10 protein-coding genes are annotated in these 12,924 nt (G+C 39.0%); all 10 read right to left on the reverse strand.

Going from position 1 to position 12,924, the window contains the following annotated elements; all coding sequences use genetic code 11:
- Window positions 1–39 precede the first annotated feature (39 nt).
- The 10 genes from rpmI to polA all read right to left on the reverse strand — a co-directional run bounded on the left by rpmI (window position 40) and on the right by polA (window position 12,752).
- Window positions 40–240 carry a 50S ribosomal protein L35 gene (gene rpmI, locus ACIQZA_RS08580; protein WP_004226312.1) on the reverse strand — a complete coding sequence of 67 codons (201 nt, stop codon included), beginning with the start codon at window positions 238–240 and terminating at the stop codon, window positions 40–42.
- A gap of 31 nt (window positions 241–271) precedes the next feature.
- A complete protein-coding gene (gene infC / locus ACIQZA_RS08585; RefSeq protein WP_024363824.1) occupies window positions 272–775 on the reverse strand; it encodes a translation initiation factor IF-3 in 504 nt (167 codons plus the stop codon).
- Between the two features lie 651 nt (window positions 776–1,426).
- Complete coding sequence (gene thrS, locus ACIQZA_RS08590; RefSeq protein WP_402882158.1) at window positions 1,427–3,358, reverse strand: threonine--tRNA ligase; 1,932 nt, start codon at window positions 3,356–3,358, stop codon at window positions 1,427–1,429.
- Between the two features lie 692 nt (window positions 3,359–4,050).
- Window positions 4,051–4,989: a primosomal protein DnaI gene (dnaI, locus tag ACIQZA_RS08595; protein ID WP_400933160.1), complete on the reverse strand. Its 939-nt coding sequence runs from the start codon at window positions 4,987–4,989 to the stop codon at window positions 4,051–4,053.
- A gap of 2 nt (window positions 4,990–4,991) precedes the next feature.
- A complete protein-coding gene (locus tag ACIQZA_RS08600) occupies window positions 4,992–6,371 on the reverse strand; it encodes a replication initiation and membrane attachment family protein (RefSeq protein ID WP_400932475.1) in 1,380 nt (459 codons plus the stop codon).
- A gap of 24 nt (window positions 6,372–6,395) precedes the next feature.
- Window positions 6,396–6,866, reverse strand: a complete 471-nt coding sequence (nrdR, locus tag ACIQZA_RS08605) for a transcriptional regulator NrdR (RefSeq protein ID WP_402882155.1) — start codon at window positions 6,864–6,866, stop codon at window positions 6,396–6,398.
- A gap of 223 nt (window positions 6,867–7,089) precedes the next feature.
- Window positions 7,090–8,112: a glyceraldehyde-3-phosphate dehydrogenase gene (locus ACIQZA_RS08610; protein WP_402882152.1), complete on the reverse strand. Its 1,023-nt coding sequence runs from the start codon at window positions 8,110–8,112 to the stop codon at window positions 7,090–7,092.
- Between the two features lie 505 nt (window positions 8,113–8,617).
- A complete protein-coding gene (gene coaE / locus ACIQZA_RS08615; protein WP_400932472.1) occupies window positions 8,618–9,226 on the reverse strand; it encodes a dephospho-CoA kinase in 609 nt (202 codons plus the stop codon).
- 13 nt (window positions 9,227–9,239) lie between these two features.
- On the reverse strand, window positions 9,240–10,112 hold the full coding sequence (gene mutM, locus ACIQZA_RS08620; protein ID WP_142508810.1) for a bifunctional DNA-formamidopyrimidine glycosylase/DNA-(apurinic or apyrimidinic site) lyase: 873 nt from the start codon (window positions 10,110–10,112) through the stop codon (window positions 9,240–9,242).
- A gap of 12 nt (window positions 10,113–10,124) precedes the next feature.
- Window positions 10,125–12,752, reverse strand: coding sequence for a DNA polymerase I (gene polA, locus ACIQZA_RS08625; protein WP_402882150.1), 2,628 nt, complete (start codon window positions 12,750–12,752; stop codon window positions 10,125–10,127).
- Window positions 12,753–12,924 lie beyond the last annotated feature (172 nt).

The following is a 12,924-nucleotide window of genomic DNA, read 5'->3' on the forward strand; positions in this document are numbered from 1 at the left end:
TTTAAAAATGAATGTTAGTATTTTATTTGTGTAGTCAAATTATTTCATGTAAACAAGTAATGATTTGATGCGTTTGAAGTCACCAGATGAAACGATGTTTGCTTTACGTAGGTGACGTTTTTGTTTTGTAGATTTGTTTGCGAATAAGTGGCTTCCATAAGCACGGTCATATTTTAATTTACCTGAACCCGTTTTTTTGAAACGTTTCGCAGCTCCACGGTGAGTTTTCATTTTTGGCATGTCGAATTCCTCCTAAACTGTTCGTCTAATATTATTTCTCGTTCTTTGGTTGAAGAACTAAGAACATGCTTCGGCCTTCCATCTTCGGTTTTTGTTCAACCGTCGATACTTCAGCACAAGCTTCAGCAAAACGATCTAACACACGTTGACCAATGTCTTTGTGTGTAATCGCACGACCTTTGAAACGTAGGCTACATTTTACTTTATCGCCTTTTTCAAGGAATTTAATCGCATTACGTAGCTTCGTTTGGAAATCATGCTCATCGATTGTTGGGCTCAGACGAACCTCTTTCATTACGATGACCTTTTGATTTTTACGAATTTCACGGTCTTTCTTTTGCTGTTCAAACTTAAATTTACCATAGTCCATGATACGAGCGACTGGCGGCTTGGCTTGAGGGGCCACAAGGACAAGATCCAAGTTTACACGAGTGGCAATTTCTAGCGCTTCATTACGTGTCTTTACACCAAGCTGGTCACCATTGTGATCGATTAATCGAAGTTCACGTGCGCGAATGCCTTCGTTTACATACATGTCTTTGCTAATAGTAATCCACCTCCAAGTAGTTGTCGCGAATACATGGTTTGGGCAAAGCCTTGCCCGGTTGAACGGTACATCCTCTTGTCATGTCCATAAAAAAAGGACGGACACTAAGATGTCCGCCCGCTATATGTGCATGCGCAAGTCTGCGCAAAACAATTCAACGTGTCATACCTGTTCACAGCCTAAGAGCGTTGTATCAGGTGAGAAGCGGGCAGCCTCTACTTCAACCACAAACTTTGTATTCATTAACCTTAACTATAATAGCATGTACTTTATAAGCTGTCAAATATTTTTTAGCTTATTATTAATAAAGTAACCTAAAAATTTATAATCTAAACTATTATAATGGTTCATCTTCATAACGTGAGGTTGATTTCCGTTCCGGCTGGGCGCTTTCCTGGGGGCGTCCGATGAGCCGCTTCACTCGCTTTGCTCGCTCCAGGGTCTCATCTGTGACGCTGATCCCCGAGGAGTCGCCCAGCCTCCACTCCAATCAACTTATATAAATGGCATTTGTTGTAACAAGTGTCACCCCAACATTTGGTAATTAAATCAATAATATTGTTTTAATAAAATTAAGATTACACTTCAAAAATTGCCGGCGAATTCTAATTAATCGCATCAACGGCAAAATCATTAAAATTATTTTGTAATTTCTGCTTTCATGTTAGCTAAGAAGTCTTGGAAGCTAATTGTTTCTGAATCTTTTGAGCCGTAGCGACGTACGTTTACGCCACCAGCCTCTACTTCTTTGTCTCCGATAACAAGCATATACGGGATTTTTTTCATTTGTGCTTCACGGATTTTATAGCCTAGTTTTTCTTCACGATCATCCATTTCAACACGTAAGCCCGCTGCAGTTAATTGCTCTTCAATTTGTTTTGCATAATCAAAGTGTGCTTCGTTTGAAACTGGAATGACTTCAACTTGTACTGGTGCTAACCATGTTGGGAATGCCCCTTTATACTCTTCGATTAAGAAGGCAACGAAACGTTCCATTGTTGATACGACACCACGGTGAATAACAACTGGACGATGTGGTTTACCATCTTCTCCAACGTAAGTTAAGTCGAAGCGTTCTGGTAATAAGAAGTCAAGCTGAACTGTTGATAAAGTTTCTTCTTTACCAATGGCAGTTTTCACTTGTACGTCAAGTTTAGGACCGTAGAATGCAGCTTCACCTTCAGCTTCGAAGTAATCTAAGCCAAGCTCATCCATTGCCTCTTTTAACATACTTTGTGCTTTTTCCCACATTGCATCGTCGTCAAAATATTTCTCAGTATCCGCTGGGTCACGGTAAGATAAACGGAATGAATAATCTTTTAAATCGAAGTCTTTGTATACTTCTAATATTAACTGTACTACTTTTTGGAATTCCGCTTTAATTTGGTCTGGACGAACGAAAATATGTGCATCGTTTAAAGTCATCCCACGTACACGTTGTAAGCCTGAAACAGCGCCTGACATTTCGTAACGGTGCATTGTACCAAGTTCCGCAATACGTAATGGTAGGTTACGATAAGAATGCATGCTGTTTTTGTACACCATCATATGGTGAGGACAGTTCATCGGACGCATAATTAATGTTTCATTGTCCATTTCCATTGGTGGGAAAATAGAATCTTGGTAGTGATCCCAGTGACCAGAAGTTTGGTACAGCTCTTTAGAACCAAGTACTGGTGTATAAACATGTTTATAACCAAGAGATAATTCTTTATCTACAATATAGCGCTCAATGACACGACGGATTGTTGCACCGTTTGGTAACCATAGCGGTAAACCTTGACCAACTTTTTGAGAAGTTGTAAATAATTCTAATTCCTTACCGATTTTACGGTGATCACGTTCTTTTGCTTCTTCAAGCATTTGTAGGTGATGTTTTAATTCTTCTTTTTTAAAGAATGCTGTACCATAAATACGTTGTAGCATTTTGTTATCTGAGTTACCTCTCCAGTAAGCACCTGCTAATGAAAGAAGTTTGAACTCACGAAGCTTACCAGTTGATGGTGCGTGGATACCTCGGCAAAGGTCGAAGAATTCACCTTGATGGTAAATAGAAACTTGCTCATCTGCTGGAATCGCTTCAAGTAATTCTAATTTGTATTCATCGCCAATTTTTCCATAGATGGCTTGCGCTTCTGCACGACTAACATTTTTGCGCTCGATTTCTAAGTTTTCAGCGATAATTTTTTTCATTTCTTTTTCGATTGCTGGTAGGTCTTCAGCAGTGATTGGAGTTGGTGCATCAACATCATAGTAGAAGCCACCTTCAATAACTGGACCAATACCAAGTTTAACATCAGGGAATAAACGTTTAATCGCTTGTGCAGTTAAGTGTGCAGTAGAGTGACGTAAAATTTCTAGTGCTTCTTCATCATCCTGTGTAATAATCGAGATTGTAGCATCCTCTTCAATTGGTGTTTTTAAATCGACTAAGGCACCATTTACTTTACCCGCATATGCTTTTTTACGAAGTCCTGGGCTAATTGATAATGCTACATCATCAGTAGATGTACCTTTTGCAAATTCCTTTACAGCGCCATCTGGGAAAGTTAATTTAATCATATCTGACATTTTGTTTGCACTCCTTATTGTTTTGTTGTGATGCATGATTGAAGTCCAAGAATCCCGGAAGTTATCCGTAATCAATAGATGTTGTGACACCCAAAATTACATCCGCATTCAGCTCACCACTATTTTCCATCGGACGAAAATAAAAAAAGCTCCGTCCCTACGAAAGGGACGAAGCGTATGCTCGTGGTTCCACCCTTCTTCCTTCCGACTTTTTATAGTCAGACGAAGCTTAAGGCTAGCTAACGGGCTAGGGACCGGCGAAAGATTATCCCTTTCGCTGCTCAGCAGGTAGTAAATAGTGTGCTCGAACTAGGAAGCTTACAGCCAATGACTTCCCTCTCTAAAAGCCGTTACACAAAATTCATGTCCTCATCAATGCATTTGATCAATTATACCTCGGCATAATTGCGTCCAGAATCGGTTTTGTGCTTAGGCCTGCACGAGGGCCGACACGATGTCGGTCATTTCGGTAATGCCACAGGACGTGGCGTTTTTACCGATGCAGGTCAGTTAGCCGTTATCGCATGGATGCGATGATTTTAGGCAAACATCCTTTATTAACACCTTTCCAATTCCGAGACATCCGCCGGAGGCTTTAACTTTTTCAGTAGGTGTTTGGACACCTGTTGAAAGAAGTTAATTATTATATGTGACAGTATACGCTCGATTGTCATAAAATGCAACTGCCAATCTTACAGACGTCTATTTTGCCCGCCCATTTTTATCGGCTCTGTCAAAGCTTTAATACGTTCCATAACACGTCCAGCCTTCACAACTTCTATGTCACCTTTTTGTGACTGTGCTAAATGGTGCTCCAATTCATCGTAATTAAAATTAGATGTAATGAATGTTGGCAATTGCTCTGCCATGCGGTAATGGAAAATAGTCCCCAAAATTTCATCTCGCGTCCAAGCAGTCATTGTTTCGGCTCCTAAATCATCGAGCATTAGCACCTGTGCCTTTTTCACATAATCTATTTTTTCATTCAACGTGTTGTCGCCAATTGAATTTTTCATTTCTCGTAAAAATTCAGGCACGAAAACTACAACTGACTTTACTTTAGCCTTCGCAAGTTCATTAGCTAATGCGCCTAGCACAAAAGATTTCCCCACTCCAAATTGACCATATAAATAAAAGCCTTTAGCAGGTAAATTCCCTGTATCTAGTACATTTTGAACAAAATCAGTCGCACGATTTGCAATGTCAACACGTGTATGATCATCAATAAATAAATCACTTATAGTAGCTTGTAGCACATCCTTTGGCATATGCATACTTGCAATCATATTAGCAACATCTCGGCGCTCATCTTCGCGTATCTTTTGCTCGCATCGTACATAATCAATTTCAACAGTACCCCTTACTACACGTAAGGTAGGTAAAAAACCTTTTAAGTAATTTGTACAATTTTCTGTACTGTCACAGCCACAGCAGACTGTAGATTGACTAATAAATTCATGGAGCTTCGGTAAATTACGTTCAACCGCATCATAGCTTAACTCATCCATATGCTCAGCTAAAAACTGTTGCACACGAGGGTTTTCTAATATTTCTTTACGCATCGCTTCATATCGTTCTTGAAATGATGGTACCTTAATTGCTCTTTTTAATGGTCCATTAATCGGTTCGATTGTCATTCACCTACCTTATTTTGAATATTACCTAATTTCTCTAGTATCTTTTGTCTTTCCTTTTCAAAATCAGTAGTGCCAGTATTTGTTGTATCATTTACTACTTCCTCTGATTTTTCATTACGCTTATAAAACCAATCTGGTACTTTTTCCTCTCGGCGATTTTTTGTGTAAGAGTTCTTTTTTGCCGAAGACTGGGGTTTATTTTTCCACGTAGTGTACTTATCATGCTCTTGGCGTGCTAATTCCATTGCTTCTTTTGCAGTTTGAATATTTTTACGTACCCAATGATCCGCAATCGTTTCCACATATTTTTTAGGTAGCTTCATATCAGTTGTTAGCATGACATATTCCAAAAGTGCATTAACAACACCTACTGGCATTCCATGCTGAACAATTAAACTCTCAGCAAGCTGTACGGAGGTCTGTAAAGGTTCTTTGCCATTATTGATATCTCGCAGTACTTGCACTGGAGGAGTCGTTTCTAAATATTGCTGAAGCTCCTGATCTTTTGTTTTTTGGCTCGATTCTTCTATGGATGACGGCTGCTTACTCACTCTAGCAAGCTTTGGTGGTTCTTTTGATACCGTTAGCTTATAAAAATCCGCAGCGGCCTTACGTAAACGTTCCAATGAAATCCCTAAGTCATCATCTAATGCAAGAATCACTACTTTTTGCATATCAAGTGCCGTTAAATGATATAAAAATGCTAATTTTGCTATTGATTCACGTACCTCAAATGTTAGAAGGCTTGCCGGCACTAGTTGCTCCGATAAGCCCCCTTGCAGTAGTTCAAAATCAAACTGATCAAAATAAAACGGATATATCTTTTGCTGTTTATCCTTATGACTAGTATCAGCTTGTAAATCATCTGGAATTTTTGTACTTACAGGCTTAAAAACATCTATGAAGGCACGCGATACATCTTTAAACTCTACATCTCTTGTAGATGGCATAAAACGCTGACGTAACTTCCGATAAGCTTGCTCCCCTATTTTACTAAATAAAAACATCGAGAGCAGTGGGTCTTTCATAAAGCTATCTGCATCAAGTGGACGTATTAGCTCATATAAAAAGCTTCGCTGGCCAGCATCTTCTTTTTTCCATGTGCGTAACAGACCAATTGCTTCAAGCGCAATACGCGCCTCAAATACTTTACCAATAGGAAGCCCTAGTACATTCATTAAATAATAATGCGTCATTTGCTGCTTAGACATTTGTTCAGCTTCTGCCCATAGTGTTAAATAAAGGCTGATTGGCTCCGCTCCAATTAAAGGCTGATAAAAAAGCGTTACTAATTGACGCTCCTGCGTAGAAAGTGCATGAGGTAGACGAATGTCAAAAGAATCAACTGGCTGCAATTCCTTATACAAATGGTTCAACGTCATTCACCCTCTCTGTTTACCTTATAATTTCTGTTCTGTCTGACGTTGGATAATTTCTTTAATTTCTTCAATAAAGACATTGATATCCTTAAATTGACGATAAACCGATGCAAAGCGCACATAAGCAACCTCATCGATTTTCGCTAAGCGATCCATTACCATTTCTCCTACATCCTCAGATCGGACTTCGGAATTCCCAATGCGGCGAAGATCTTTTTCAATAGACATTACTAGTCCCTCAAGTACTTCAAGGGCAACTGGACGTTTTTCGCAAGCACGAATAAGTCCACGAAGTACCTTTTCACGGCTAAATTCTTCTCGCGAACCTTCTTTTTTCACGACAACTAAAGGTGTCTCTTCAATTTTTTCAAACGTTGTAAAGCGGAAGCCACATGACTCACATTCACGACGTCTACGAATTTCTTTATTATCATCAACTGGCCTCGAATCCACAACACGCGTTCCGTTAAACTGGCAAGATGGACATCTCATATAATTACTCTCCTGATTTCACAACAATTTAATATCTCTATTATAACAAATTTCCTATGTGTAAGAAAAGTGCATTAACGCAAGTGTGCTCATGATAAGCCTTGACAGGCTAAAGTACAAGCATAGATTCTACATTTAAACCAATTGTCTAAATAAAAAACACATTGAAATCACTTGGATTTCAATGTGCTCAGTTTAACTTCTTTTAGCGGATGTCACTGAATTATGCATTAACTGTTTCTAAAGCTTTGGCCACTTTTTTCACAAGATCCACAACGCGTGCAGAATAACCCCACTCATTGTCGTACCAAGCAAGTACTTTCACTTTGCGGTTACCCATTACCATTGTAGAAAGTCCATCTACTGTAGAAGAGTAAGTTGTTGTATTGTAATCAGAAGATACTAGAGGCTCAACTGAGAAGTTTAAAATACCTTTCATCGGACCTTCAGTAGCAGCCTTCACAAATGCAGCATTGATAGAATCTACTGTTACGTCTGTATTTAAATCAACTACTAGGTCAACTAATGATACGTTTGGTGTTGGAACACGAAGTGCCATACCATGAATTTTGCCTTCTAATTCTGGTAACACTAATTTTAATGCTTTTGCAGCACCTGTAGATGTTGGAATGATTGATTGTGCGCAACCACGTGCACGACGTAAATCTTTATGTGGATTATCTAAATTCTTTTGGTCATTTGTATAAGCGTGAACCGTTGTCATTAATCCGTTTTCAATTCCAAATGTGTCATTTAATACTTTGGCAACTGGTGCTAAGCAGTTTGTTGTACAAGAAGCATTAGAAATAACATCATGTTTTGCAATATCAAGTTTCTCATCATTTACACCTAAAACAATTGTTACGTCCTCGTTTTTACCAGGTGCTGTTAAGATAACTTTCTTTGCTCCTGCTTCTAAGTGCATTGCTGCTTTTTCACGATCATTAAATTTACCAGTTGCTTCAATAACGATATCTACACCCATTGTTGCCCATGGTAATTTTAATGGGTCACGTTCGCTAATAATTTGAACACGTTTACCGTTTACAATTAAAGCATCGCCTGCTGGCTCAACTGAACCTTCGAATGTTCCATGATTTGTGTCATACTTAATCAAATGTGCTAAAGTTTCAGCTGGATAGCTAGCGTTAATCGCAACGATATTTAAACTTTCTTGCACGATCGCTTGGCGGAAAACCATACGTCCGATACGTCCGAAACCATTAATAGCAACTGATACTGTCATTTATAAAATCCTCCTGTGAGTCATACTCAGATTAATTATATACTTTATGCGAATAGTATAACACAATTTCAAAAAAGATGAACATTATATATTCATAATATTAAAGTTCTTATTTTCTGAAAAATAAAATCGCCTAAATTAGTCCTTATTATGGTATAAACTCACAAAAAAATGCATAGCAAAGTGTTTTTGCTACGCATCCATGTTGTTAACTATTGTGTCAATGAAATTAAGGTGTCACATTAAATAAAGTATGGCTCTTCGGCAAAACGAGGGGGTGATTTCCGTTCCGGCTGGGCGCTTTGTAGCTGACGCTTCGCTTTCGCACAGAGCAAAGCTTCCTGGGGGCGTAGCGGAGGAAGCGGCTCGGCGCTCGCCCACAGGAAAGCGAGTACGGAAATCACTCTTTAATGAGCCACACCATTAAGAGATTTCCTTGCAACACAATAGTTTTTCAAAAATATGAAATGCGTAGCAATATGTCATTGCTACGCATCGAATGATTTTACAGATTCTTAGTTAAAATTACATCCCAATAAGTCAGGATTTTTTTTAATTGGTGCTCTGTTTGTTCTAGATTTTCATTATTATAAATAACAGCATGGGCGCCTTTTTCTTTGACTGACAAAGGTAACTGAGAATGCATTCGAGCTAGTGCATCTTCCTTCGATAAGTTGTTACGTTCCATTAATCGACGGAGCTGCACCTCTTCACTAACCGATACCACAATAATACGCTCGACAAAATGCTCCAGCTTACTTTCAAATAAAAGCGGAATATCCATCACAACATGCTTTTCTCCAGCCTCTAAATAAGCATCACGCTGGCGTAACATTTCCTGACGAATAGCAGGATGCATAATATCATTTAACATTTTACGTTTAGCAGGCTCGTGAAAAATAATATCGCCAAGCTTGGTGCGATTTAAACTACCGTCTTCTAGCAATATATGTTGTCCAAAATTTTCAGCTATTAACCTTAAAGTTTCCGTTCCTGGTTCTACAACATCACGTGCAACAATATCTGCATCGACAATAGGTAAACCAAGTGCTGTCATCATTTTTGCTACTGTACTTTTTCCGCTTGCAATACTTCCCGTTAGTCCGATAATCATAGTTAAATCCCCTTTAATGTTGACAATTTGGGCAAAAGACTGATGTGCGCCCACCTATCGTCATTTGGCTCGTTGCAGTACCACACGTTGGACACATCTTCTTTCCATACATTTGCAGTCGTTTCTGCATACTTCCAGCCTCACCATTAATATTACGATAATCTGAAATTGTTGACCCCCCCGCTTCAATGCTTTGGCGTAAAATGGCGACAATTGCCTCGAATAATGCACACTTACTCTTTTCACTGATGCGGTTCATTGTGCGGGCCGGATGAATTTTTTGAGCAAATAATGCTTCGGTAGCATAAATATTGCCACAGCCCGAAATAACCTGCCCATCCATAATGACATCCTTAACGGCCTTTTTCTCATATTTCGGTAACTTTGATTTCGCAATAAAATAATCACATGCTATTTCATCGAATGGCTCTGGCGCCATTTTTGTTAATGGTGCATGATCTTCAATTTTTGTTAAAAAACGTAGTTCACCAAAGCGGCGTATATCCGAATAAATTAAATAGCCACCATCTGCCATTTGAAATGTAGCATGAATATGCTTTTTAAATTTCGCCTCATGGATTTCCTCAGGCGAATTCACTACAAACCATGCACCTGTCATCCCTAAATGACTAACAAGCACATATGGGACATCCGCTTTCAGCAAATGAAAAAAGATGTATTTCGCACGTCGTTCGACTTTTGTAATCATCATTTGAGACAAGGATATTTCAAATGCATCAGGCTCAGCTTGCTTCACGATACATTGTTTTCCCTCCCCAAAGGAAAAACGAATAATTTCAGATAGTTGAACCTGTTGAATTGTACGCCCTTCAATTTTAGGTTTTAATGCCTGGACGACACCTTCAACCTCTGGTAATTCAGGCATTTTAACCCCTCCTTATTTTGCTTCGTACCAAGTCGCACCGTAATTAAAATCTACTTTTAATGGTACTGAAAGTGCGATTGCATTCTCCATAACCTCTGGTACTATTTTTTCAAGCAATGCAATCTCCTCTTTAGGTGCTTCAAAAATTAATTCATCATGCACTTGTAATAAAAGTTTTGCCTGCATATTTTCTTTTTTCAAGCGAGCATCCATATCAATCATTGCTTTTTTAATAATATCAGCTGCACTTCCCTGAATTGGTGTATTCATCGCAGTACGCTCTGCAAAGCTTCGTATATTGAAATTCGAGCTCGTAATATCCGGTAAATATCGACGTCTATTTAAAAGTGTTGTCACATAACCATTAAACTTCGCATCTTGGACGATATCATCCATATATTGTTTTACACCTGGGAAACTCGCAAAATATTTCTCGATAAATGTAGCAGCTTCCTTACGGGTAATATCCAAGTTTTGCGATAAGCCGTAATCACTAATACCATAAACAATACCAAAGTTTACTGCTTTTGCAGCACGGCGCATATTACTGTCGACCTCATCTTCTGAGACATGGAATACATCCATAGCAGTACGTGTATGAACATCCATACCTTCACGGAAAGCGTCAACTAAGTTTTCATCCTTTGACATATGGGCCAATACACGCAATTCGATTTGCGAATAATCGGCAGAAAATAATATCCAATCTTCGTTCGATGGCACAAATGCTTGACGAATTTTTCGCCCTTCTTCTAAACGAATCGGGATGTTTTGCAAATTCGGATCCGTTGAGCTTAAACGCCCTGTAGCTGTTAATGCTTGTTGGAATCGAGTATGCACCTTTCCATCCTCTTCATGGATTTCCTTTAGCAGGCCTTCGATATAAGTTGACTGTAATTTCCCAAGCTGACGATATAAAAGAATATGCTCAATAACGGCATGCTCTGGTTTTAATTTTTCCAAAACATCTGCTGCAGTGGAATAGCCTGTCTTTGTCTTTTTAATAACAGGCAGACCAAGTTTATCAAAGAGGATGACCCCTAATTGCTTTGGTGAATTAATATTGAAGGCTTCTCCTGCCTCCGTATAAATCTCCTGTTCAATTACAATTAGTTTGTCATTTAGTTCCTGCCCCATTTTCTCTAATGTGGCACGATTGACCGTGATTCCTTCACTTTCCATTTCCCCTAAAATAGAAGCAAGCGGTAGCTCTAAATTTTTATAGAGTTCAAACTGTTCGTTTTCCTTTAGCAATTCTTCAAGCTTAGGCTGTAAAGACCATACAGCAAAGGCTTTGCGACTGGCATGCTCAGCAAGTGCATCAATGGCAGGTATAGCTCGTTTCGCCCCTTTACCATAAACAGTCTCATTTGCCTGCACATTACGATAGCCTAGTTCTTTCGCAAGTGTTGCCACATCATCTCCACTTAGCGCAGGATTATTAATATAAGAAGCAAGTAATAAGTCAAATTCCACACCAGCTAAATGAATTCCCGCACGTCTTAACGCAGCCTGAGATGCTTTTGAATCAGACATATACTTTATTTTAGTAGCATCTTCTAACCAAAGACGAAGGACATCTGATTGAGCCGCAATATCAAACGGCACATACATTGTTTTCGCTCCATCTGTGAGTGCAATGCCTAGTTGCTGGCATGTATGATAATGCTCGTCCTCTAGCTCCAAATGCACTGCCATTACATCTTTTAAATGCTCTTGTTTTACTTCTTGCACAATGTCATAGTCAAAAGGAGCTTGTTCCTCTTCTTGGACAGTAAAATCACTTTTCTCTAGCAATGATTTAAAGCCAAGCTCTCGCCACACGCTAATTAATTCTTCTTCATTCGGACCATTATAGATAAGATCCGAAAGCGTTATTTCAATCGGTGCCTCTGTAAAAATGGTAGCCAGCTTTTTACTCATTAGCGCCTGTTCTTCGTTGGCAACTAATTTTTCTTTCATTTTAGAAGCCTTCACCGTATCCATTGCCGCATAAAGCGACTCTACTGAACCATGCTCTTTTAGCAATTTAACTGCTGTTTTTTCACCGACACCTGGTACACCAGGGATATTATCTGAAGAATCTCCCATTAAACCTTTCATATCAATTATTTGCCCGGGCGTTAAGCCGTATTTTTCTGCAATAAAGGCTGGTGTATTTTTTTCAATTTCAGTAATGCCTTTTTTAGTAATATATACTGTTACTTGCTCAGTCGTAAGCTGTGTTAAGTCTCGATCTCCTGATACGACAATGACGTCCATATCTTGTGATGAAGCTTCTTTGGCGAGTGTCCCTATAATATCGTCCGCTTCGTACAATTCAAGCTCATATCGCTTAATACCATAAGCATCAATAAGCTTCCGTATATAAGGAAACTGCTCCGATAATTCTGGTGGAGTCTTTTGTCGACCACCTTTATATTCCGTAAATGTCTCATGACGGAAGGTTGTCTTCCCCGCATCAAAGGCAACCAAAATTTTCGTTGGTTGCTCTTCCTCTAATATTCTTTGTAGCATTGTTGTAAAGCCGTATACTGCATTCGTATGAATCCCACTATCATTCGTCAATAATGGCAACGCAAAAAACGCGCGATATGCTAAACTATTGCCGTCCAATAATAGCAATTTTTCCTTTGTCATGATTTTATCCTCCTGCGTTGTCGTCTTCTTAATTGTAAAACGAAAACGTATGTTTGAAAATGCCTCTTCCTTTTACTTTATCGAGAAAACGGGTATTTTACCAATCATAACGTTGAAAATCGCCAAATTTTCTACATCAATAGCTTAGGATTGACTGCACAAAAAAAAGCCA

Origin of the sequence: Lysinibacillus sp. NPDC096382, assembly GCF_044762845.1 — a bacterium.
GTDB lineage: Bacteria > Bacillota > Bacilli > Bacillales_A > Planococcaceae > Lysinibacillus.